Raw genomic sequence first — 22,450 nt, 5'->3', positions numbered from 1 at the left:
TGCCGGTTCCCACAACGCTGGTCCCGTCATCGCCTGTTAGGCTGGAGTTCCGTGGTAGATCACCTGAACAGACCCGTGTCCCGCGCGCATCGGACGGCCTCGCCGACCAAGCACATCTTCGTCACCGGTGGTGTGGCGTCCTCCCTCGGCAAGGGTCTGACGGCCTCCTCGCTCGGGCGCCTCCTGCGCTCGCGGGGCCTGAGGGTGACCATGCAGAAGCTCGACCCGTACCTCAACGTGGATCCGGGCACCATGAACCCGTTCCAGCACGGCGAGGTCTTCGTCACCGAGGACGGGGCCGAGACCGACCTGGACATCGGCCACTACGAGCGCTTCCTCGACGTGGAGCTGCCGGCGTCGTCCAACGTGACGACGGGCCAGGTGTACTCGCAGGTCATCGCCAAGGAGCGTCGCGGCGAGTACCTCGGCGACACCGTGCAGGTCATCCCGCACATCACCGACGAGATCAAGTCACGCATGCGCGCCCAGGCGAGCGAGACGGTCGACGTGATCATCACGGAGATCGGCGGCACCGTGGGCGACATCGAGTCGCAGCCCTTCCTGGAGTCCGCCCGCCAGGTGCGCCACGAGCTCGGCCGCGACAACGTGTTCTTCCTGCACGTCTCGCTCGTGCCGTACATCGGCCCGTCGGGCGAGCTGAAGACCAAGCCGACGCAGCACTCCGTGGCCGCGTTGCGTTCCATCGGCATCCAGCCGGACGCGATCGTGCTGCGTGCCGACCGCGAGGTGCCGGAGCCGGTCAAGCGCAAGATCGCGCTCATGTGCGACGTCGACAACGAGGCTGTCGTCAACGCCGTCGACGCCGCGAGCATCTACGACATCCCGCGCGTGCTGCACAGCGAGGGCCTGGACGCGTATGTCGTGCGTCGCCTCGACCTGCCGTTCCACGACGTCGACTGGGACGGCTGGGCGCAGCTCCTCGAGCGCGTCCACGAGCCCGAGCACAACGTCGAGGTAGCGCTGGTCGGCAAGTACATCGACCTGCCGGACGCGTACCTGTCGGTGACCGAGGCCCTGCGCGCGGGCGGTTTCGCGAACGACACCAAGGTCGCGATCCGCTGGGTCGCGGCGGACGACTGCAAGACCCCCGAGGGCGCGCAGCGCTCGCTCGAGGGCGTCGACGCGGTGCTGGTCCCGGGCGGCTTCGGCGTCCGCGGCATCGACGGCAAGGTGGGCGCGCTGCGCTGGGCCCGCGAGAACCTGGTGCCGACGCTCGGTATCTGCCTCGGCCTGCAGTCCATGGTCATCGAGTACGCGCGCAACGTGCTGGGCTGGGCCGACGCCTCGTCGACCGAGTTCCACCCCGAGTCCGCATATCCGGTCGTGGCGACCATGGAGGAGCAGCTCGCGATCGTGGGCGGCGAGGGCGACCTCGGGGGCACCATGCGCCTCGGTGCGTACGACGCGCAGCTGGCGCCCGGCTCGGTCGTGGCCAAGACGTACGGCACCGAGCGCGTCTCGGAGCGGCACCGTCACCGCTACGAGGTGAACAACGCGTACCGGGCCGAGCTCGAGGCCGCAGGGTTCGTGATCTCCGGGACGTCGCCCGACTCGTCGCTCGTCGAGTTCGTCGAGCTGCCGGCCGAGACCCACCCGTACTACGTCGCCACGCAGGCCCACCCGGAGTTCAAGTCGCGTCCCACGCGAGCGCACCCGCTGTTCGCGGGCCTGATCGCGGCGGCGCTCGAGCGCCAGGCCGGCTGACCGGTGGGGCAGCGGAAGAACCCCGTTCTCAGCCTCGCTGCGATCGCCGACACGATCGCCCCCCGCCCGGCGCGGCGGCTCGCCGTCCCCTTCCAGGGCCGCATCGTCGACGTGGTGACCGACGAGGTCGACCTCGGCGCGGCGGGCATCGTGCGGCGGGAGTACGTCTCCCACCCCGGGGCGGTCGCGATCGTCGCGCTCGATGAGGACGACTGCGTCCTGCTGGTCCGGCAGTATCGCCATCCCGTCGGTGCCGTCCTGTGGGAGCTGCCCGCGGGCCTGCTCGACGTGGACGGCGAGGAGGCGCACCTCGCGGCTGCGCGCGAGCTGGCGGAGGAGGCCGACGTCGTCGCCGCCGAGTGGAACGTTCTCGTCGACCTGCTGCCCACGCCGGGTGGCAGCAACGAGGCTCTGCGGGTGTACCTCGCCCGCGGGCTGACGCCCGTCCCGGAGCGGGACCGGCACGTCCGCGAGGCCGAGGAGGCCGACATGGTGGTGGTGCACGTCCCGCTCGACGAGGCGGTGGCGCTCGCGCTCTCCGGCAAGCTGCACAACTCGGCAGCGGTCACGGGGATCCTCGCGGCGGCCATCGGGCAGGCCTCGGCGTGGACGACGCTGCGCCCGGTCGACGCCCACTGGGGCTTCCGCCGACGGTGAGCCATCTGGCACGACGCCGGCGGCGTGTGCAGTTCCTTGTCGCGAGGCGACCATCCGGCCGCTCGTTCCTCGCGGCCTCCCGCCAGGCCCGTCCAGCCTCGCGACAAGGAAAGGCACGCGCCGACGGCGCTCGGCGCTCGGCGCCCGCGCGCCGCAGGCGCCCGCGCGCCCCGGCGGTGTGTGTCCGTGGTTGGCACTAGCGTGTGCCCCGCAAGACAAACCTCCCGATAAAGGGGCACACGTGGCGGACGAGAACGACCGGACGACGGAGCGGATCGAGCGGCCGAAGGTCGCGGGCGAGCCGCGCGGGCGTGGCGGTGCAGAGGCGGTTCGCGAGGCCCGCGAGGGCAGGCTGCGCGGGCTGCCGCTGCTCGTGCAGTCGTTGCTCGGGACGGTCCTCGGGATGCTCGTGGTGCTCGCGCTGGTGCTCGGGACGCTCTGGGCGTTCAGGGACGAGATCACCGGGGCACTGAACCCGTTCGGGACCGAGACGATCGACCGGTCCGACCCGCCGGTGCTGCTCAGCATCCAGGACCTCGCGCGGTTCGTGGCCGCCGAGGGCAACTATGAGGTCGTCGTGGACCTCGAGGAGGACACGAGGTTCGTGCCCGACTGGCTCGCGGGCGAGCGCACCCTGTTCATCGCGAACGGGTCGGTCGAGGCGTACGTCGACTTCGAGGACCTCACCGAGGAGTCGATCACGGTGTCCGACGACGGAACCGCCGTCGAGGTCGTGCTGCCGCGCCCGCAGCTCGCCGAGCCGCGGCTGGACCTCGAGCGCAGCCGGGCCATCTCCGAGAGCCGCGGCCTGATCAACCGCGTCAACGACTTCTTCAGCGGCGACACCGACTCGCGGCAGGAGGTCCTCCTGCTCTCCGAGCAGAAGATGGCCGCGGCCGCCGAGGCGAGCGACCTCGACGCGCGGGCCGAGGAGAACACGCGCAAGACCCTCGAGGGCATGCTCGTGCCGCTCGGGTTCGAGACCGTGACCGTGACGTTCGAGGGCGAGGCAACGGCACCGGGTGACTGACGGAGCGGCTGGCGGGGCGCCCGGACGACGGCCACCGGGTGGATTCCGCGTCCGGATGCAGGGACGTCACTCGGGTGGTATGTGGGTCCGCTAGCATTCGCGCGTGGCCTCTGAATCCGACGTGCTCCCCAACGTGTCCTCCCTTCCCGCGTGGCTCGTCCCGTCCGTCTACCTGAACTGGACGGACGACTGGCTGCGGGAGTCCGTGGCGATCGCCACCCGCAGCCCCGAGCACCGCCTGCCCGGCGGCCCGGACGGTCCGCAGCGAGGCGACGTCGTCGTCACCGTCGTCGCGGCCGAGCCGGGCATCGTCGCGGCCGTCGAGCTCATGGGCGCCTCGCAGGGCGAGGCCTGGGTCAGCGACGAGCTGTTCGGTCCCGACCGGCCGGTCGTCTGGGACACCCTCTTCAGCGGCGCAGCCGCCTACTCCCGGTCCTCCGGCTGGCTCCCGCAGGAGCACGCCCGCCTCGTGCTGGACGGCATCGCGAACCAGTTCAAGCACGGCGCGAGCGGCACCATCGAGCCGGGGGAGTGCGAGGAGTCGGCTCTGTCGCCGAACCTGCACGCGCTGCGCCTGCTCTCGCACCGCCTCATCGCCGGCTGGGACCTGCGCCGCGAGGAGCGCTGTGCCACCTGCGAGCGTTTCGTCGACGTCTCGACGCTGCGCGTGCACGACGACGGCGCCCGCCGTGCCGCGCTCGAGGGCATCACCGAGCGCAACCTCCAGCAGCTCATCAGCGACACCTACCTCGTGTGCGACCCGTGCCACGAGCTGCTCCACCCGCACGCCGTGGCCGCTCAGCGTGCCCGGATGCGTCCGCAGTGCCCCGCCTGCGGCGCGCGCGGCAACACCAAGCGCATCGTGTGGGGCATGAACGTGGGCGACGTGCCCTTGGAGCCGGACGTGGTGTACGGCGGGTTCGACGTGCCCGTGCCGACCCCCGAGTGGTACTGCCCCGAGTGCCACGCGAACTTCGCGACCGGCGCCGTCGCGTCGCGTGCGCTCGGCGACCGTCCGGCCGACCTCGGCGCGGAGGCAGCCTGGTCGGCGGAGCTCTGATCGCAAGGGACCCGTTGTGGGGGTGTTGATAGGGTGGGGAGGGGGGCCCCCTCAAGACCCCGGGGAAAGAACCCCCCGGGGGTGGGTATGTCGCCGCGGTTACGGGGGCCCCTATTCCCCGCCGTCTTCATACCCACGCTCCGGGAGAGGTCTCGGCGCTACCGCGCGTCGAGGATCTCCAGCACCGGGCGCAGCGCGTCGACCGACGTGCCCGTGACCGGGTCGAGCACGAGCTGCACCTCGTCGATTCCCGCCTCGGCGTAGGCGGCGAGCCCGGCGGCGACCTCCTCCGGTGACCCGGTGAGTGGCGACACCAGCGCCGACGGGGCGTAGTCGCCCATCACGCGGCCCGTCCCGCCAGGCATCCGGACGGGCACCGCCACGGTGCGCGCCACGTCGCCGGGCGCGCGCCCGGCCGCCACGACGGCGTCGTCCACCAGCGTCCGTAGCGGTGCCACGCCCGCGGGCTCGTTGTGCGTGTCGGAGTACCAGGCGTTCCACGCGTCGGCGACGGGCGCGGTGATCCGTAGCATCCGCGCGCCGATGGAGCCGACGAGCACGGGCGGGCCGCCCGCCGTCGGCCCGAGAGGCACGAGCTCACAGTCCCGGGCCTGGTAGAACTGGCCGGCGAAGTCGACCGCGCCGTCGCGCAGGAGCGTCGTGACGATCGTGAACGCCTCCTCGAAGCGGGAGACGCGGCGATCGAACGGGAGCCCGTACGCGGTGAACTCGGTCTCGTTCCAGCCGGCGCCCAGCCCGAGCACGAAGCGGCCGCCGCTGATCTCGTCGAGCGTCGCCGCCTCCTTCGCGAGCACGGCGGGGTTGCGGTATGCCGTGCACGCCACCAGCGGACCGAGCGTGACCCGTTCGGTGACGGCAGCGAGCGCCGCGAGCTGCGTCCACGCCTCCCACGGGCCGCGCGCGGACCCGTCGGCGAACCGGTACAGCAGGTGGTCGCCCACCCACAGCGAGTCGAGCCCGACGTCCTCCGCGCGCCGCGCGAGGTCCAGCACCTCGGCCCAGCGCACGTCCCGCTCGACCTCGGGCAGCTGGACGCCGACGCGCAGCGGCCGGCCGGGGGACGCGGGCGGTCGGAGGTATCGCGACGTCATGCCGCGATCCTGTCATGGCAGGTCAACGGAGGTGCCCGACGGGGGGCGCCACGCCGGTGCCGTGCTCGGGCAGGTTGCCGCGGCGTCGGGCCGGGCCGGGGGTAGGGTCGGACGACGTGCCTCCCGCCCTCGCGCAACCCGCCTCGCACGGCACCGGCCGACCACGTGAGCGCGTCCGCGTGCTCGGCCCCGTCGAGGTGCTGGGACCCGACGACGTACCGGCCGCCCCGCGCGGACGGCGTGCCTCGGTGCTCGTTACCCTGCTCGCGCTGGCCTCACCGCGGCCGGTGCCGGTCGCCTCGCTGGTCGACGCGCTGTGGGGCGACGACCTGCCTGCCGACCCGCGCGCCGCTCTGCAGTCGCTCGTGTCGCGGCTGCGGGTAGTGTCGCCGGACGCGGTCCGGTTCGTGCCCGGCGGGTACGTGCTCGGGGCGGCGAGCGACCTCGGGCTGGCGCGGGCGGCGGCGGACGAGGCCCGGGCGCTCCTCACGGACGCAGACCTCGCGCCGGACCTCGCGGAGGTGCCGGGGGGCGCGGGGCGTGTTGCGCCGGCCCGCCGCGCGGCGGTGGTTCTCGACGAAGCGCTCGACCTGTGGCGCGGCGAACCGGGCGCCGACCTCGCCGGTACCGCGCCGGACGTCGCCGCCGAGCTCCGCCTGACCGCGGAGGCACTGCGGGGCGAGGTGCTCGCGCTGCGCCGTGCCGCCGCCCGGGCCGCGGGGGACCACGTCGCGCTGGCGCGGCTGTCCGCCGCGGCGTTCGACGCGGACCCGGTCGACGAGGACGCCGCCCGCGACCTCATGACGGCGCTCGCCGCGAACGGCCGGACGCACGAGGCGGTCCGCGTCTTCGGGCGCCTGCGCCACGCCCTCGTCGTCGAGCTCGGCACCGACCCCTCGCCCGACGTCGTCGCGCTCCACTCCCGTCTCGCCCAGGAGACAGGACGTGCCGAGCCGCAGCCGGGCGAGGGCAGCGTCGGCACGGCGACGGCGACGGCGACGGCGGCCGGAGCAGAGCGGCCGGCGTCGGGCGGCGCGCGGAACGGCCGTGGATTGCGCGCCGCGCCGAACGCGCTCCTCGGGCGGGAGCGTGACGTCGCGGCCGTCGCCGCGGCACTGGACGCGCACCGGCTGGTCACGGTGCTCGGGCCGGGCGGGCTGGGCAAGACGCGGCTGGCGCAGGAGGTCGGGGCGCGCGAGCTCGCGCGGCCGGGCGGTCCGACGGCGGTCGTCGTGGTGGAGCTCGCCGGCGTGCGGACGGACGATGACGTGGTCCTGGCGCTCGCGGACGGGCTGGGGCTGTCGGCGGCTGCGCAGTCGGCGCGGATGGCCGACCGGATGCTCGCCGGGGACCTGCGCGAGCAGCTCGTGGAGCGGGCCCGCTCCGTCCCTACGCTGCTCGTCCTCGACAACTGCGAGCACGTCGCCGCGGGCGCGGCGCGGTGGACGGGCGACCTGCTCACCGCCGCGCCCGACCTGCGGGTCCTGGCGACCAGCCGCGCCCCGCTGGAGCTCGCGGCGGAGCAGGCCTACCCGCTGGCGCCCCTGGCGTCCGCCGACGGCGGCCGGCCCGGGCCGGCCGTCGAGCTGTTCCGGCAGCGGGCCCGTGCGGCCCGCCCGGGCGTCGCGCTGCCCGACGACGTCGTGGCGCGCCTCTGCGCCCGTCTCGACGGGCTGCCGCTCGCCATCGAGCTGGCCGCCGCGCGCGTGCGGACGCTGCCGGTCGAGGACGTCGAGCGGCACCTGAGGGAGCGGTTCGCGCTGCTGCGGGGCGGTGACCGCACCGCGCCCGACCGGCACCGCACGCTGGAGGCGGTCATCGGGTGGAGCTGGAACCTGCTCGAGCCGGCACAGCAGGAGCTGTGGCGGCGCGTCTCCGTGCTGCCCGACGGGGTCTCCGCGCACGCGGCGGCGGCCCTCGGGCGGCTGCCCGCCGGCCCTGCCACGAGGCCGCCCGAGGTGCCGCTCGACGTGCTGGACGACATCGACGGTCTGGTCGCGCAGTCCCTGCTCGCCGTGACGGAGGACGGCGGCGTTGTGCGCTACCGGATGCTGGAGACGGTGCGGGAGTTCGGGCTGCTGCGCCTCGCCGAGGCGGGCGAGCAGGACGCGGTGCGCGACGCGCTGTCCGCCTGGGCGCTGGACGTGGCGCGCCGGTGCACGTCGGACCTCCTGGGTCCCGGGCAGGTCGCAGCCGTCACCGAGCTGCGACGGGAGCACGAGAACCTGCTGTTCGCACTGCGCGAGGCGGCGCAGGAGACGGCGTCGGGCCACGCTCGCCGACCGGACGTCGTCGTGCAGGTCTTCGCCGCGCTGGGCGGGAGCTGGTCGCTGCAGGGTGCGGAGGAGCGGGCCGCGGGCCTGGCGCCGGCGGTGCTCGACGCGGTGACGTGCTGGCCGGTCCCGGAGGCGTCGGCGGAGGCGACGGCGCTGGCCCTCATGTACGCGGCGGCGACGCAGGCGTTCTCGGGGCCGGCCGGGTTCGTGCGCGCCCTGGCGCGGCTGCGCCGGGTGCTGCGCGCGCACGACACGGTCGGCACGCGCACGCGCGCGGTGGCGGGCCTGCTGCTGGCACGGGACGAGGCAGCGATGCGGGAACGCGTGGCCGCCCTGCTGGATCACGAGGACCCGTTCATCGCGTTCGTCGCGCACCTCGCGACCGCGCAGGAGGCGGAGAACACGGGCCGGCTCGACGAGGCGATGGTGTTCGGGGAGCGGGCATACGCGCTGGCGGCGCAGCTCGGCGACGTCGCCTGCTCGGCGGTTGCCGCCATGTTCCTCTCGTCCGGGGCGAGCGAGGCCGGTGACACCCGCACGGGTGCCCGCTGGTCCGCCGAGGCACGGGTGGGGCTGACGACCCTGGCGGCCGAGGGCGCGCTCCGTCAGCTCGACTGGGTGGACCTGGCTGCGGCGCTCGACGCGGGCGACCTCGCCGAGGCGGAGCGGATCTGCCGTCTGCTCGAGCAGGCGGGCGACGGCGCGGACGACGTGGACCAGGGCCGAGTGGAGTCACGCGCGGTGGCGGTGGCGGGCCGCGGCGAGATCGCGTTCGCGCGCGGCGACGTGGCTGAGGCGCTCGCTCGCTACGAGCGGGCGGTCGGGTCGTTCGTCGCGGACCCCAGCCCCTCCACCCCGTGGGCGGTGCTGCTCTCCGCGGCGTGGGTGGTGCGCCTCGTCCGCGCGGGGGACGCCCGGGCGGGCGCCGTCGTCGGTGCCATGTGCCGGCGGGTCGTGCGGCTGTACCGGGAGTGGATGCCGCGGGTCGTGGACCACCCGGTGCTCGGCACGGCGTGCGTCGGCGCGGGGGTGTACCTCGCCCTGGGCACGCCCCCGCCCGGCGCAGTGCCCGGCCCGGCCCTCGGCCTCGAGCTCCTCGCGCTCGCCGAGGCCCTCGGCTCCCGCCAGGACCTGCGTGCCTTGCGGCGCCAGGGCCTGCTGGATGCGGCGGTCGCCCGGCACGGCGCGACGGCGGTCGAGGCGGCGCGTGCCCGTGTCGCGCAGCTCGGCAGCGCCGAGCTCCCGCAGCACGCGATGACGGTGCTGGACGGGCTCTCGGCACCCGACGAGTGACGCTGACCGGAGCCCCCCTGGGGCTCCGGCCAGCAGCGCGACAGGTCATGCCTTGCGCATGTACCCCCGCACGGCGAGCGGTGCGAACACCAGCACCACCACGAGGGCGCCGAGCAGTGCCCACAGGACCTCGCTCGTCGCGGTGCCCGTCGCCGACAGCTCCCGCACCGCCGTGATCAGGTGCGACACCGGGTTGACGTCCACGAACGCCTTCAGCCAGCCCGGCAGCGTGTCCGCCGGGACGAACGCGTTCGACAGGAACGTCAGCGGGAACAGCACCAGGAACGAGATGCCCTGCACGGAGGCGGCGGTCCGGGCCGAGACACCGGCGAAGGCGAAGATCCAGCTCAGCGACCACGCGCAGAACATCACGAGCAGCCCCGACAGGACCACGCCCACGACGCTGCCGGGCCGCCAGCCGAGGATCAGACCCATGACGACGGTCAGGGTGGTCGCGATGAGGTACCGCACGGTGTCGGCCAGCAGCGCCCCGGCCAGCGGCGCGATGCGGGCGATCGGCAGCGAGCGGAACCGGTCGAACACGCCCTTGTCCATGTCCTCGCGAAGCTGCACGCCCGTCACCATCGAGGTGGTGATGACCGTCTGCACCAGGATCCCGGGGATGATCGTGGGCAGGTAGTCCGCGATGCTGCCGGCGATCGCACCGCCGAACAGGAACGTGAACATGAGGGTGAACAGGATGGGCTGCACCGTCACGTCGACGAGCTGCTCTGGCGTGCGGCGGATCTTGATCAGGCCGCGCCAGGCCATGGCCAGGGCCTGGGAGGCGGTCGCCCCCAGGCTGTTCGTGCCCGACGCCGGGACGGTTGCCGGGGGCGTGAACGTCGCTGTGGTCATGCGGTCACCTTCTCGAGGGTGGGGGCGGCGGGCTCGGTCTCGCCCTGGGGCTCGGCGCCGTGGCCGGTCAGGGCGAGGAAGACCTCGTCGAGGGTGGGCTTGCTGAGCGTGAGCTCACGGACCTCGACGTCGGCGGCGCGCAGGCGGACCAGCACGTCGGCCACAGCGGCGGCCATGTCCAGGGGGACGGTCAGGCGGGTGCCGTCGGCCAGGGGCGTGACGACCGCCTCCTGTCCGACCACCTCGAGGACCGCGGCCTGCGCCGCCCGGGCGACCGGGACGCCGTCGGGCAGCGAGCCCAGCGGGACGACGAGCTGCAGCGCCTGTGAGCCCACGGACTTCTTGAGGTCGTCGGCCGTGCCCTCGGCCACGACGCGGCCGCGGTCGATGACCGCGATGCGGTCGGCGAGCTGGTCGGCCTCGTCCAGGTACTGCGTCGTGAGCAGGACGGTGGAGCCCTCGGCGACCAGGCGGCGGATCGTGTCCCACATCTGCAGCCTGGTGCGAGGGTCCAGGCCCGTGGTGGGCTCGTCGAGGAAGATGAGCGGCGGCCGCGCGATGAGGCTCGCCGCCAGGTCGAGGCGTCGGCGCATGCCGCCGGAGAAGTCCTTCAGGGGGCGCTTCGCCGCCGCGGTGAGGTCGAACTCCTCCAGGAGCTCGGCGGACTTCAGGCGCGCCGCACGGCCGGACAGGCCGAGCAGCCGGCCGAAGAGGACGAGGTTCTCCGTGGCGCTCAGGGCCTCATCGACGGACGCGTACTGGCCCGTCACGCCGATCAGGCTGCGCACGGCCTGCGGCTCACGGACCACGTCGTGGCCGAGCACGGTCGCGGTGCCGCCGTCCGGCCGCAGCAGGGTAGCGAGCATACGGATCGTGGTGGTCTTGCCGGCGCCGTTGGGGCCGAGGACCCCGTACACGGAACCGGTCCGGACCTCCAGGTCGACGCCGTCGACGGCGCGGTTGTCGCCGAAGACCTTGACGAGGCCGCGGGCCTCGATCGCGTGGGATGTTGTCATGCGGACAGCCTGAGCGGCGCCGGTTGCACGGCACTGTCACGGCACTGTCACTGTCGGCCGTCCGCCGCCACGCGGCAGTCACGGTGCCGTGACGCCCTGCCGGCATCAGGTGGGTAAGGATGGGACCGGCAGCGGATCGATCCACACAGGAGCGGCATGGAACTCACAGCGACCGTGGTCGGCGGCGGGATCGCCGGTCTCGCCTCGGCGATCTCGCTCGCCCAGGCGGGCTGGCGCACCACCGTCCTGGAGCGGTCTGGCGAGCTGGGCGAGGTGGGCGCGGGGGTCGCCATGTCCCGCAACGCCGTCGCCGCGTTCCGCGGGCTCGGGTTCGGGGACGACGACGTCGCCCGGCTCGGCCCCGAGACGTGGGCCGGTGGCACGTGGGACCTGCGCGGGCGCGAGATCCTGCGGATCCCGGACGACCCGCGGGTACGCCGGGCGGTGACGCTGCGTGGCGTGCACCGCCGTCGGCTCCACGCGGCGCTGCAGGAGAAGGCGCTCGCGGCGGGCGTGGAGCTGGTCGCGAGCACGCGGGTGACTGCGGTCGCGCAGGGCGTACCGGGCGGCGCGCCCGCGGTGGTGGAGGCAGGGGCCGCGCGGTGGGAGTCCGACCTGGTCGTGGGCGCCGACGGCGTCCGCAGCGCGGTCCGCGCCGTGCTGTTCCCCCACAGCCGGCCCGTGTACAGCGGCTACTCGAGCTGGCGCGCGGTCGTCCCCCGACCGGCCGCCGACGCGTTCCTGACGCAGTACTGGGGGCCGCACGCCGAGTTCGGGGTGATGCCGACCGGCGAGGCCGAGACCTACTGGTACGGGTACGTCCGGCTCCCCGAGCGGGCGGACCTCGGCGACGAGCTCGCCGCGGCCCGGGACAGCTTCGCGGGGTGGGCCGACCCGGTCCGGGAGCTGGTCCGCGCGACCCCGCCCGCCGCCCTGATGCGCCACGACGTCCATTACCTGCCGGGCGGTCTGCCGCGGTACGCCACCGGCCGGGTCGTCATGGTCGGTGACGCCGCGCACGCCACCCTGCCCACGATGGGGCAGGGCGCGGCGACCGCGCTGGAGGACGGCGTCTGCGTCGGCCGCCTGGTCGGGGCACCGGTCGCGGCGGGCGGCGACCTGTTCGCCACCCTGTCGGCGTTCGACGCCGCCCGCCGGCCCCGGTGTCGCGCGATCGCCCGGGCATCGGTCCGGTCGGGCCGGTTCGGGGCGCACCTGGGTCCGCGATGGCAGGGGCTGCGCAACGGCCTGATGCGGCTCACGCCCGCCGGCGCGCTCGCCCGCGGGGCCGACGCGGTGATGGGCTGGACGCCGCCGGAGGCCGCGGCGCCCTGAGCGTTCGGGCTCTGATCGTTCAGGCCCTGAGCGTTCAGCGCACGCGGGTCGTCAGCACCACGCGTGTCGTGCCCGCGATGAGCAGCGCCGCGCCCAGCATGTGCAGGCCGACCAGCAGGATCGGCAGACCGGTGAAGTACTGGACGTAGCCGATCACGCCCTGCAGCAGCGTGATCGCGAGCAGCAGCCAGGCGGCACGCCGGACGACGGCGACCCTGGCGGGCGCGGCGGGGCCGGCCGCAGCCCCGGCGTCGGGCGACCGGTGCACGACGAAAAGGAATGCCGCCAGGACCGCGACGAACGCCCAGACCGCGGCCGCGTGCCACTTCGAGACGAGCGCCGGGTCGACGGTGAAGCGGTAGCCGACGGTCTCGTCGCCGGAGTGCGGGCCCGCGCCCGTCGTGATGACGCCGAGGACCACGACCATCACGGTGAGCCCGGCCAGCGCCCACGCCAGCGCCCGCACGCGTGGCCCGACGACGGACACCGGCGGACCGTCCCCCTCGCCGTGCCGGTGCAGCAGGTACAGCGACGCCGCGACGAGCGCGCCGGAGACCGCGAAGTGCAGCGACACCCAGCCCGGGTGCAGGTGGAGCAGCACGATCACGCCGCCGATGACGGCCTGCGCCGCCACGCCGACGATCGGCACGAGCCCCAGCAGCCGGTACGCCCGGGAGCGACCCGGCGCGGTCCGCACGACCAGGAGCACGAGGATCGCCACGACGGACAGCACGCCCGTGAGCGTCCGGTTCCCGAACTCGATGTACTGGTGGTAGCTCGTCTCGGGGTGGATCGCGGCGGTGAACTGCCCGGGCTCGCACTGGGGCCACGTGGAGCAGCCGAGGCCCGACCGCGTCAGCCGCACGGCGCCGCCCGTGACGATGATCCCGATCTGCCCCACGAGGTTCGCCGTGAGCACGAGGACCGAGTGGCGGCGCAGCCACGCGAGGACCGCGTGCGTCGAGCGCCACAGGGCGGCGGGGCGGTCGGCGGGCGGGGTGGCGGGGTCGGTCACCCGGTGCGGCACGGTCACGCCACCCACGGTAGTGCCCGACGCCGGTCGCTCGCCCCGGGCGAGCGCGTCACCGGGTGTGATCCTCGCCCGGGCTCAGTGCCAGCGGAACAGGCGGCTCGCACCCCAGCCCAGGGCCGCGGTCCAGCCCAGCAGCACGACCACGGAGAACGGCGGAACGGCCCCGTCCAGGAGCGCGCCGCGCATCGCCTCGCCGAGGGCTCCGGAGGGCAGCAGGACGGCCGCGTGCGCGAGCGGCACGGAGAGCTGCCCGGCGGGCAGGAGCACGCCACCACCGACGAGGAGCAGCACCAGCACCAGGTTCGCGACAGCGAGCACGCCCTCGGCGCGCAGGGTCCCCGCGAGCAGCAGCGCGAGCGCGGTGAACGCGGCGGTGCCGAGCAGCACGGCGCCGATCGCGGCGGGGATCCCGGCGACGTCGGGCCGCCAGCCGAGCGCGAGCGCCACGCCCGCGATCACGACCACCTGCACCACCTCGACGGCGAGCACCCCGAGCACCTTGCCGGCGAGCAGCCCGCCCCGCCCGAGCGGCGTCGTCGCGAGCAGCCGCAGCACGCCGTTGCGGCGGTCGAACGCCGTCGCGATGGCCTGCGACGTGAACGCCGTCGACATGACGGCCACGGCGAGCACGCCGGGAGTGACGAAGTCGGCCCGGGCGTACCCGCCGGTGTCCAGGTCGAGGAACGACGTCCGGACCAGCCCGAGCAGCACCATGACGGGCAGCACGATCGTCACGAGGAGCTGCTCGCCGTTGCGGAGGATCGCGCGGGTCTCGAACGAGGCCTGGGCGGCCACGCGCCGCCATGCGGGCGAGGCCAGGTTCCGGTCGCCGCCCGACGCCGGCCCGCCCGGGTGCACCGCGTCGGCGCCAGTGGTGGTCGCGGTGGTCGGAGCCCGCTCGGAGGACGTCATCGCAGGTGCCTCCCTGTGAGGTCGAGGAAGACGTCCTCGAGCGTGCGCTGCCCGGTCGACAGGGAGCGGGCGAGCACGCCCTGCCCGGCGAGCCACTCCGTGACTGCCGCGAGCGCCTGCGGGTCCACAGGCCCGGTGAGGGTGTAAACACCCGGCTCCACCTCGGCCACGACCCACGGGCCGGCGGCCTCCGCCGCGGACGCTGTCCCGAGGCCGCCTCCGGCGTCGGGCAGCGTCACGAGGGCCGCTTCGCGGGCCTGGGGGAGAGCCCGCACGAGCGCGGGCAGGTCGAGGCCGGGGGAGGCCTCGACGCGGACCGTGCCGGAGGCCCCGGGCCGGTCGGCGAGCAGCTCGCGGACGGTACCCGACGCGATGACGTGGCCGTGGTCCACGACGTGGACCTGGTCGGCGAGGTCCTGCGCCTCGTCCATGAGGTGCGTGGTGAGGACGACGCCGACGCCGTCGGCCCGCAGCTCGCGCACCAGGTCCCAGACGGCGCGGCGGCTCTGCGGGTCCATGCCGGCGCTCGGCTCGTCGAGGAAGACGACCGCGGGGCGACCCACGACCGCGGCCGCGAGCGCGAGCCGCTGGCGCTGCCCGCCGGACAGGCGGCGCACCGTCGTGCGGGCGAACGCGTCCAGGCCGAGGCGCTCGCCGAGCTCGCGCACGTCGCGCGGGCGGGCGTACATCGCGGCGACGTGGCGCAGCATCTCGCCCGCGCGCACGCCGGTCGGCAGGCCGCCGTCCTGCAGCATGACGCCGACGCGAGGGCGCAGGTCGCGCGCGTCGGCGACGGGGTCGAGGCCGAGGACCCGCACGGTCCCGGCGTCGGGCGTGCGCAGGCCCTCGCAGCACTCGACCGTGGTGGTCTTGCCGGCGCCGTTCGGTCCCAGGACGGCGGTGACGGCGCCCTGCCGGGCCACGAGGCTGAGCCCGTCGACGACCGCCCGCCCGTCGTACCTCTTGACGAGGCCGCGGATCTCCACCGCCGGGACGCCGGTGGACGCGTCGGGCACGCCGGCGGGCGCGAGGGACGATGGCACGCGACCATCGTAGGTGGGTCGGCGGGGGGCCTCCCGACCCGGGTGGCCGGACCGTGACGTGGCGAGTGTGATCTTGTGCGGGATCGGCCCGACTGAGGCTCGCCTTCCTTGCGCATCCTGAATTAGGGAACAAGGATGTTCCCTAAAGCGAAGATGTCTTCCCCGGCTGCCCTGCTGCCCGGGGACGGCCAGGCAGCCACGAGGGAGGTGACCCGATGAGCACGACCACGACAGAGCCGACGACGGCCCACGCTCCGGCGTACGCCGAGACGGACGGCACGACTCGCCGCCGGGTGCTCCAGCTCGTGGCCGTCGACGGGCCCGTCACGGCCGCGGACCTGGCGCACGAGCTGGGGCTGACCGCCCCCGCGGTGCGCCGCCACCTCGGCCTGCTCGAGGATGAGGGCAAGATCTCCGTCCACGAGAACGGCACCGCGGGCGGCCCGGCGGCCGGTCCCGTGCGCCGCGGCCGGCCCGCGCGCCACTACGTCGTCACCTCCGGCGGCCAGTCCGAGCTGGCCGGCGGCTACCAGGAGATCGCCGGCCAGGTCCTGCGCTACCTGCGCGACGAGGTCGGCCCCGAGGCCGTCGCGGGCTTCGCGCGCGAGCGGTACGACGCCGTCGTGCGCCGGTACGAGCCGCGCCTGACCGCCACCGACCCCGCCGGCCGGGCCGTGCAGCTCGCGGCGCTGCTGTCCTCGGACGGGTACGCCGCCTCCGCGCGGCCGGTCCCCGCGCCGTCGACGCTCGCGGGGGTCGCACCCGCCGTCCAGCTGTGCCAGGGGCACTGCCCCGTGCAGCACGTCGCGGAGGAGTTCAACGAGCTGTGCGAGGCCGAGGCCCAGGCCTTCTCCCGGCTCCTCGGCTCCCACGTGCAGCGCCTTGCCACCATCGCGCGCGGCGCGCACGCCTGCACCACGAACATCCCACTCAAGCCCCCCACCGAAGGAACGAGATGACTGCAGAGACCCAGGCGGCGCCTGAGCAGCGCTCCGACGAGGAGATCATCGCGAGCATCGGCTCGTACGAGTACGGCTGGCACGACAGCGACGCCGCGGGCATGTCCGCGCAGCGTGGCCTGTCCGAGGCGGTCGTGCGCAACATCTCGGCGCTGAAGAGCGAGCCCGAGTGGATGCTGAACCAGCGGCTCAAGGCCCTGCGCCTGTTCGGCAAGAAGCCGATGCCGAGCTTCGGCGCGGACCTGTCGGGCATCGACTTCGACAACATCAAGTACTTCGTGCGGTCCACGGAGAAGCAGGCGACCTCGTGGGAGGAGCTGCCCGAGGACATCCGGGCGACCTACGACCGCCTCGGCATCCCGGAGGCGGAGAAGCAGCGCCTCGTCGCGGGCGTCGCAGCGCAGTACGAGTCCGAGGTCGTCTACCACCAGATCCGCGAGGACCTGGAGGCGCAGGGCGTCATCTTTGTCGACACCGACACGGGCCTGCGCGAGTACCCGGAGATCTTCCAGGAGTACTTCGGCACCGTCATCCCCGCCGGCGACAACAAGTTCTCCGCGCTGAACACGGCCGTGTGGTCGGGCGGCTCGTTCGTCTACGTGCCGCCGGGCGTGCACGTCGAGATCCCGCTGCAGGCCTACTTCCGTATCAACACGGAGAACATGGGTCAGTTCGAGCGGACGCTGATCATCGCCGACGAGGGCTCGTACGTGCACTACGTCGAGGGCTGCACGGCGCCGATCTACTCGTCCGACTCGCTGCACTCCGCGGTGGTCGAGATCATCGTGAAGAAGAACGCCCGCGTGCGCTACACGACGATCCAGAACTGGTCGAACAACGTGTACAACCTGGTGACCAAGCGCGCCACGGCCGCCGAGGGCGCCACCATGGAGTGGGTCGACGGCAACATCGGCTCGAAGGTCACCATGAAGTACCCGGCGATCTACCTGCTGGGCGAGCACGCCCGCGGCGAGACGCTGTCCATCGCCTTCGCGGGCGAGGGCCAGCACCAGGACGCCGGCGCGAAGATGGTGCACGCCGCGCCGCACACGTCGTCCTCGATCGTGTCGAAGTCCGTGGCCCGCGGCGGTGGCCGCACGTCCTACCGCGGCCTGGTGCAGGTGCTCGAGGGCGCCGCGCACTCGGCCTCGAACGTGCTGTGCGACGCGCTGCTCGTCGACCAGATCTCCCGGTCCGACACCTACCCGTACGTCGACGTCCGCGAGGACGACGTGTCCATGGGGCACGAGGCGACGGTCTCGCGGGTGAGCGAGGACCAGCTGTTCTACCTGATGTCCCGGGGCATGGTGGAGACCGAGGCCATGGCCATGATCGTGCGCGGGTTCGTCGAGCCCATCGCGCGCGAGCTGCCCATGGAGTACGCGCTCGAGCTCAACCGCCTCATCGAGCTGCAGATGGAAGGGTCCGTCGGCTGATGGCGTCGATTACCACCGATCACTCGCGCGCCGTCGCCGACGGCGCCCACTCCCACGCGTTCGGCGCCGGTTCGGTGCCGCAGGGATCGCGCGCGGAGCGCCTCACGTCCTTCGACCTCGCGGACATCCCCGTCCCGACGGGGCGCGAGGAGGAGTGGCGGTTCTCGCCCGTCGCGCGGCTGCAGCCGCTGTTCGACGCCGACCTGTCCGGCGCCGGCGTGACCGTCACGGTGATCCCCGCCCCCGAGGTCAAGGTCGAGACCGTGGCCCGCGACGACGCCCGCCTGGGCACCGCCGGCAAGCCCGGCGACCGCACCGCGGTGTCGGCGTGGAACGCGTTCGAGCAGGCCACCGTGGTGACGATCCCCGTCGAGGCCGTGGCCACCGACGTGACGTCGGTGCGGATCGACGGCGTCTCGTCCGAGGCCACCGCGGCGCACGTCCTCGTGCGCGCCGAGCGGCACTCGCAGGCCGTGGTCGTCCTCGACCACGCCGGCGTGGCGACGGTGTCCGAGACGGTCGAGATCGTCGTCGAGGACGGCGCGCACCTGACCGTGGTCACGGTCCAGGACTGGTCCGAAGGAGCGGTGCACGCCGCGTCGCACCGTGCCCGCATCGGCCGTGACGCGAAGCTCAAGCACGTCGTGGTCACGTTCGGCGGCGACGTCGTGCGCATCACGCCCGACGCCGAGTTCACCGCCGAGGGCGGCGAGGTCGAGATGGTCGGCCTGTACTTCGCCGACGCGCACCAGCACCAGGAGCACCGCCTGTTCGTGGACCACGCCGTGCCGTCGTGCCGGTCGCGCGTCACGTACAAGGGCGCGCTGCAGGGCCAGGGCGCGCACACCGTGTGGGTGGGCGACGTGCTCATCCGGGCGAACGCCGAAGGTACCGACACGTACGAGCTGAACCGCAACCTCGTCCTGTCCGACGGCGCGCGTGCGGACTCCGTGCCGAACCTCGAGATCCAGACGGGCGAGATCGAGGGCGCCGGCCACGCGTCCGCGACCGGCCGCTTCGACGACGAGCAGCTCTTCTACCTGCAGTCACGCGGCATCGCGGAGACCGAGGCGCGCCGGCTCGTCGTGCGCGGCTTCTTCGCCGAGCTCATCCACGAGATCGGCGTCGCCTCCGTCGAGGAGCGCCTGCTCGCGTCCATCGAGGCCGAGCTCGAGAAGTCGATGGGCGTCATCACCGGCGCCCCGGCCCTCGGGACGGTCGCGTGACTGCCCAGCTCGTCTGCATGACGTCCGACCTGGGGCCCGAGGAGACGATGCTCGTCGAGCTCGACGGTCCGGACGGCGCGCCCGTCCCGGTCGCGGTCGTCCGCGACGCCGACGGCGACTGGCACGCCATCTCGGACGTCTGCTCCCACGGCGCCGTCTCGCTGTCCGACGGTGAGGTCGAGGGCTGCCTCGTCGAGTGCTGGCTGCACGGCTCGCAGTTCGACCTCCGTACCGGCCAGCCCATCCAGCTCCCGGCGGTGCGCCCCGTGCCCGTCTACCCGGTGACCGTCGACGGCGAGCGAGTGCTCGTCGACATCGACGCCAACGTCCCGGCCTCTTCCTGAACCTCTCATCCCTGGAGTCACCAAGAATGTCCACCCTCGAGATCCGCGACCTGCACGTCAGCGTCGAGACCAAGGAAGGCGCCAAGCCGATCCTTCGGGGCGTCGACCTGACGATCAACAGCGGCGAGACCCACGCCATCATGGGCCCGAACGGCTCCGGCAAGTCCACGCTCGCGTCCGCCCTCGCCGGCCACCCGAAGTACAAGGTGACCTCGGGCACCGTCACGCTCGACGGCGAGGACGTCCTCGCGATGACCGTCGACGAGCGCGCCCGTGCCGGCCTCTTCCTCGCCATGCAGTACCCGGTCGAGGTCCCTGGCGTGTCCGTCGCGAACTTCCTGCGCACCGCCAAGACTGCGATCACGGGCCAGGCGCCCGCCCTGCGTACCTGGGGCAAGGAGGTCAAGGGCGCGATGGAGAACCTCCGCATCGACGCCGCCTTCGCCGAGCGCTCCGTGAACGAGGGCTTCTCCGGTGGTGAGAAGAAGCGCCACGAGATCCTCCAGCTCGAGCTCTTCAAGCCGCACTTCGCGATCCTCGACGAGACCGACTCCGGCCTTGACGTCGACGCCCTGCGCGTCGTGTCCGAGGGCGTGAACCGGGCGAAGGAGAACACCGACGTGGGCGTGCTGCTCATCACGCACTACACGCGCATCCTGCGCTACATCAAGCCGGACTTCGTGCACGTCTTCGTCGACGGCAAGATCGCCGAGGAGGGCGGCCCCGAGCTCGCCGAGCGCCTCGAGAACGAGGGCTACGACCGGTACGTGGGCACCGGCGCCACGATGGCCTGAGGAGACATCATGACCACCACCGCAACCGTGCGACCGGGCGACCCGGCACGCCCGGGTGACCCGACCGCCGTCGGGCACGGGGCCGAGCTGAGCGCGGCCGAGCTCGCCGCGGTCCGCGCGGACTTCCCGCTGCTCGGGCGCACGGTGCGGGGCGGTCGACCCCTCGTCTACCTCGACTCCGCGGCCACGTCGCAGAAGCCGCAGGTCGTCCTCGACACCGAGGTCGACTTCTACGAGCAGCGCAACGCCGCCGTGCACCGCGGCGCGCACCAGCTCGCGGAGGAGGCCACGATCGCGTTCGAGGACGCCCGTGCCTCGCTCGCGGCGTTCGTCGGGGCTGACCCGGGGGAGATCGTGTGGACCCCCGGGGCCACCTCCGCGATCAACCTCGTGGCGTACGCGATGTCGAACGCGACGCTCGGCCGGGGCGGCGTCGAGGCGCGGCGCTTCGCGCTGGGCGCGGGTGACGAGATCGTCGTCACCGAGGCGGAGCACCACGCGAACCTGGTGCCGTGGCAGGAGCTGTGCGCGCGGACGGGCGCCACGCTCCGCTGGATCCCGGTGGGCGACGACGGGCGGCTCGACCTCTCCGACCTCGACAGCATCGTGACGGAGCGGACCCGCGTGCTGGCGTTCGGGCACGTGTCGAACGTGACGGGCGCCGTCGCGCCGGTGGCCCGGCTCGTCGCCGCCGCCCGGCGGGTCGGCGCGCTCACCGTGCTCGACGCCTGCCAGTCCGTGCCGCACCTGCCCGTCGACCTGCACGCCCTCGGCGTCGACTTCGCGGCGTTCTCCGGGCACAAGATGCTCGGGCCGACCGGCGTCGGCGCGCTGTACGGGCGGCGCGAGCTGCTCGAGGCCATGCCGCCCGTGACCACGGGCGGGTCCATGGTGGAGGTCGTCACCATGGAGGCGACGACGTACGCACCGCCGCCGCAGCGGTTCGAGGCCGGCACGCAGATGGTCGCGCAGGCCGTGGGACTGGGCGTCGCCGCGGACTATCTGGGCGAGCTCGGGATGGGCGCCGTCGCCGCGCACGAGGTCCTGCTGGCCGAGGAGCTGCTGCGGATCGGCGAGATCCCGGGCGTGCGGGTCATCGGGCCGTCGAACGTCGGGGTGGGGCCGGGCGGCCTTCCCGACCGCCTCGCCGTCGTCTCGTTCGTCGTGGACGGCGTCCACGCGCACGACGTCGGCCAGGTACTGGACGACCGCGGCATCGCCGTGCGGGTCGGCCACCACTGCGCGCAGCCGCTGCACCGCCGGTTCGGGATCGCGGCGACCGCCCGTGCGTCCGCGTCCGTCTACACGACGACCGACGAGGTCGGCGCATTCCGGGAAGCGCTCGCGGGGGTCCGCGCGTTCTTCTCGGTGAACTGAACTTTCGGAGGACGTGTGAGCTCGCTCGAGCAGATGTACCAGCAGGTGATCCTGGACCACGCCAAGCACCCGCACGGCCGGGGGCTCGTCGACCATGGGCCCGGCGATCTACTCCAGGGGGAGTCGCACCAGGTGAACACCACCTGCGGCGACGAGGTGACGCTGCGCGTGGCGGTGGCGCCGGGTGCGGCGGGCATCGGCGGCACGGTGGAGAGCGTGACCTGGGAGGGCCAGGGCTGCTCCATCTCGCAGGCGTCCACGTCGGTGATGACGGAGCTCGTGACCGGGGCGTCCCTGACGGAGGCGGCGCGGCTCGACGCGCTGTTCCACGACCTGATGTCGTCCAGGGGCCGCGGGCTCGGGGACGACGACGAGGACGTGCTCGGTGACGCGACCGCGTTCACCGGGGTCTCGCAGTACCCCGCACGGATCAAGTGCGCGCTGCTCGGCTGGGCGGCGCTCAAGGACTCGCTGGTGCGCAGCGGCGCGCTGGTGTCGACGGACGGACTGAGGTGACAGACATGACCGAGACCACTACCGGCGTCGGGCCCACGCCCACGACCGTCGCGGACGTCGAGGAGGCGCTGCGCGACGTGATCGACCCCGAGCTCGGGATCAACGTCGTCGACCTGGGCCTCATCTACGGGATCCAGCTCGACCAGAACAACCACGCGACGATCGACATGACGCTCACGTCCGCGGCCTGCCCGCTGACCGACGTCATCGAGGACCAGAGCGCCACCGCGCTCGAGGGCATCGTCGACGGCTTCCGGGTCAACTGGGTCTGGATGCCGCCGTGGGGGCCGGAGAAGATCACGGACGACGGCAAGGACCAGCTGCGGATGCTGGGGTTCAACGTCTAGTCGCGAGTTGCACAGACGTGGGGGGGGGCGCCCCCCCCCCCCCGGGGGGGGGGGGGGGGGGGGGCCCGGGGGGGGGGCGGGGGGGGGCCCCCCCCCCGCGG

General features: G+C 73.7%; 20 protein-coding genes. 14 read left to right on the top strand and 6 right to left on the bottom strand.

The features are described from left to right. Nucleotides 1-51 precede the first annotated feature (51 nt). The 4 genes from pyrG to L1785_RS11075 all read left to right on the top strand — a co-directional run bounded on the left by pyrG (nt 52) and on the right by L1785_RS11075 (nt 4,472). Complete coding sequence (pyrG, locus tag L1785_RS11090; RefSeq protein WP_236089326.1) at nt 52-1,725, top strand: CTP synthase; 1,674 nt, start codon at nt 52-54, stop codon at nt 1,723-1,725. 3 nt (nt 1,726-1,728) lie between these two features. Then, complete coding sequence (locus L1785_RS11085) at nt 1,729-2,382, top strand: NUDIX domain-containing protein (RefSeq protein ID WP_236089325.1); 654 nt, start codon at nt 1,729-1,731, stop codon at nt 2,380-2,382. 241 nt (nt 2,383-2,623) lie between these two features. Then, complete coding sequence (locus L1785_RS11080) at nt 2,624-3,412, top strand: DUF4230 domain-containing protein (RefSeq protein WP_236089324.1); 789 nt, start codon at nt 2,624-2,626, stop codon at nt 3,410-3,412. Nucleotides 3,413-3,515: 103 nt separating this feature from the next. Continuing rightward, nucleotides 3,516-4,472 (top strand): hypothetical protein, encoded by a 957-nt coding sequence (locus L1785_RS11075; RefSeq protein WP_236089323.1) that lies wholly within the window; start codon nt 3,516-3,518, stop codon nt 4,470-4,472. A 158-nt stretch (nt 4,473-4,630) separates the two neighbouring features. Here the strand turns inward: L1785_RS11075 and L1785_RS11070 are convergent, their stop codons facing one another. Next, nucleotides 4,631-5,584 (bottom strand): LLM class flavin-dependent oxidoreductase, encoded by a 954-nt coding sequence (locus L1785_RS11070; RefSeq protein ID WP_236089322.1) that lies wholly within the window; start codon nt 5,582-5,584, stop codon nt 4,631-4,633. 116 nt (nt 5,585-5,700) lie between these two features. On the opposite strand from L1785_RS11070, the gene L1785_RS22825 reads away from it, so the two are divergent. Then, nucleotides 5,701-9,153: an AfsR/SARP family transcriptional regulator gene (locus L1785_RS22825; RefSeq protein WP_308113311.1), complete on the top strand. Its 3,453-nt coding sequence runs from the start codon at nt 5,701-5,703 to the stop codon at nt 9,151-9,153. Nucleotides 9,154-9,198: 45 nt separating this feature from the next. On the opposite strand, the gene L1785_RS11060 is transcribed toward L1785_RS22825, so the two are convergent. Together L1785_RS11060 and L1785_RS11055 are read right to left on the bottom strand one after the other, a co-directional pair. Continuing rightward, a complete protein-coding gene (locus L1785_RS11060; RefSeq protein ID WP_236089321.1) occupies nt 9,199-10,011 on the bottom strand; it encodes an ABC transporter permease in 813 nt (270 codons plus the stop codon). Continuing rightward, nucleotides 10,008-11,027, bottom strand: coding sequence for an ATP-binding cassette domain-containing protein (locus L1785_RS11055; protein WP_236089320.1), 1,020 nt, complete (start codon nt 11,025-11,027; stop codon nt 10,008-10,010). The genes L1785_RS11060 and L1785_RS11055 overlap by 4 nt, the downstream gene beginning before the upstream one ends. Nucleotides 11,028-11,183: 156 nt before the next feature. On the opposite strand from L1785_RS11055, the gene L1785_RS11050 reads away from it, so the two are divergent. Next, nucleotides 11,184-12,362: an FAD-dependent monooxygenase gene (locus L1785_RS11050; RefSeq protein WP_236089319.1), complete on the top strand. Its 1,179-nt coding sequence runs from the start codon at nt 11,184-11,186 to the stop codon at nt 12,360-12,362. Between the two features lie 34 nt (nt 12,363-12,396). Here L1785_RS11050 and L1785_RS11045 read toward each other — a convergent pair whose 3' ends face one another. The 3 genes from L1785_RS11045 to L1785_RS11035 all read right to left on the bottom strand — a co-directional run bounded on the left by L1785_RS11045 (nt 12,397) and on the right by L1785_RS11035 (nt 15,350). After that, nucleotides 12,397-13,395, bottom strand: coding sequence for a COX15/CtaA family protein (locus L1785_RS11045; RefSeq protein WP_308113310.1), 999 nt, complete (start codon nt 13,393-13,395; stop codon nt 12,397-12,399). Between the two features lie 75 nt (nt 13,396-13,470). Further along, complete coding sequence (locus tag L1785_RS11040) at nt 13,471-14,307, bottom strand: ABC transporter permease (protein WP_236089318.1); 837 nt, start codon at nt 14,305-14,307, stop codon at nt 13,471-13,473. Then, nucleotides 14,304-15,350, bottom strand: a complete 1,047-nt coding sequence (locus tag L1785_RS11035) for an ABC transporter ATP-binding protein (RefSeq protein WP_236089317.1) — start codon at nt 15,348-15,350, stop codon at nt 14,304-14,306. Before L1785_RS11035 ends, L1785_RS11040 begins: the two co-directional genes overlap by 4 nt. A 215-nt stretch (nt 15,351-15,565) precedes the next feature. On the opposite strand from L1785_RS11035, the gene L1785_RS11030 reads away from it, so the two are divergent. From L1785_RS11030 to L1785_RS10995, 8 genes are read left to right on the top strand one after another with little or no spacing between them, the layout of a single operon-like run. Beyond that, nucleotides 15,566-16,309, top strand: a complete 744-nt coding sequence (locus L1785_RS11030; RefSeq protein ID WP_236089316.1) for a helix-turn-helix transcriptional regulator — start codon at nt 15,566-15,568, stop codon at nt 16,307-16,309. Then, entirely contained in the window at nt 16,306-17,745 is a 1,440-nt protein-coding gene (gene sufB, locus L1785_RS11025; protein ID WP_236089315.1) for a Fe-S cluster assembly protein SufB, read from the top strand. The genes L1785_RS11030 and sufB overlap by 4 nt, the downstream gene beginning before the upstream one ends. Then, nucleotides 17,745-18,971, top strand: coding sequence for a Fe-S cluster assembly protein SufD (sufD, locus tag L1785_RS11020; RefSeq protein WP_236089314.1), 1,227 nt, complete (start codon nt 17,745-17,747; stop codon nt 18,969-18,971). The genes sufB and sufD overlap by 1 nt, the downstream gene beginning before the upstream one ends. Beyond that, nucleotides 18,968-19,315 (top strand): non-heme iron oxygenase ferredoxin subunit, encoded by a 348-nt coding sequence (locus tag L1785_RS11015; protein ID WP_236089313.1) that lies wholly within the window; start codon nt 18,968-18,970, stop codon nt 19,313-19,315. The genes sufD and L1785_RS11015 overlap by 4 nt, the downstream gene beginning before the upstream one ends. A 26-nt stretch (nt 19,316-19,341) precedes the next feature. After that, a complete protein-coding gene (sufC, locus tag L1785_RS11010) occupies nt 19,342-20,109 on the top strand; it encodes a Fe-S cluster assembly ATPase SufC (RefSeq protein ID WP_236089312.1) in 768 nt (255 codons plus the stop codon). Between the two features lie 9 nt (nt 20,110-20,118). After that, nucleotides 20,119-21,486, top strand: coding sequence for a cysteine desulfurase (locus L1785_RS11005; RefSeq protein WP_236089311.1), 1,368 nt, complete (start codon nt 20,119-20,121; stop codon nt 21,484-21,486). A gap of 15 nt (nt 21,487-21,501) precedes the next feature. Beyond that, nucleotides 21,502-22,002, top strand: coding sequence for a Fe-S cluster assembly sulfur transfer protein SufU (gene sufU, locus L1785_RS11000; protein WP_236089310.1), 501 nt, complete (start codon nt 21,502-21,504; stop codon nt 22,000-22,002). Nucleotides 22,003-22,007: 5 nt separating this feature from the next. Next, nucleotides 22,008-22,349, top strand: coding sequence for a metal-sulfur cluster assembly factor (locus tag L1785_RS10995; RefSeq protein ID WP_236089309.1), 342 nt, complete (start codon nt 22,008-22,010; stop codon nt 22,347-22,349). The last annotated feature ends 101 nt before the right edge of the window (nt 22,350-22,450 follow it).

It is taken from the genome of Antribacter soli, assembly GCF_021568775.1.
Classification (GTDB): domain Bacteria; phylum Actinomycetota; class Actinomycetes; order Actinomycetales; family Cellulomonadaceae; genus Antribacter; species Antribacter soli.
The sequence above is the reverse complement of the archived record's forward strand: the minus strand, read 5'-3'. Positions and strand labels throughout refer to the sequence as shown.

Bases quoted from the DNA above. Each gene is read 5' to 3' on its own strand.
- sufB (WP_236089315.1), top strand. From the start codon at position 16,306: ATGACTGCAGAGACCCAGGCGGCGCCTGAGCAGCGCTCCGACGAGGAG.
- sufD (WP_236089314.1), top strand. From the start codon at position 17,745: ATGGCGTCGATTACCACCGATCACTCGCGCGCCGTCGCCGACGGCGCC.
- L1785_RS10995 (WP_236089309.1), top strand. From the start codon at position 22,008: ATGACCGAGACCACTACCGGCGTCGGGCCCACGCCCACGACCGTCGCG.
- L1785_RS11050 (WP_236089319.1), top strand. From the start codon at position 11,184: ATGGAACTCACAGCGACCGTGGTCGGCGGCGGGATCGCCGGTCTCGCC.
- sufC (WP_236089312.1), top strand. From the start codon at position 19,342: ATGTCCACCCTCGAGATCCGCGACCTGCACGTCAGCGTCGAGACCAAG.
- L1785_RS11005 (WP_236089311.1), top strand. From the start codon at position 20,119: ATGACCACCACCGCAACCGTGCGACCGGGCGACCCGGCACGCCCGGGT.
- L1785_RS11060 (WP_236089321.1), bottom strand. From the start codon at position 10,011: ATGACCACAGCGACGTTCACGCCCCCGGCAACCGTCCCGGCGTCGGGC.
- L1785_RS11040 (WP_236089318.1), bottom strand. From the start codon at position 14,307: ATGACGTCCTCCGAGCGGGCTCCGACCACCGCGACCACCACTGGCGCC.
- L1785_RS11070 (WP_236089322.1), bottom strand. From the start codon at position 5,584: ATGACGTCGCGATACCTCCGACCGCCCGCGTCCCCCGGCCGGCCGCTG.
- L1785_RS11030 (WP_236089316.1), top strand. From the start codon at position 15,566: ATGAGCACGACCACGACAGAGCCGACGACGGCCCACGCTCCGGCGTAC.
- L1785_RS11055 (WP_236089320.1), bottom strand. From the start codon at position 11,027: ATGACAACATCCCACGCGATCGAGGCCCGCGGCCTCGTCAAGGTCTTC.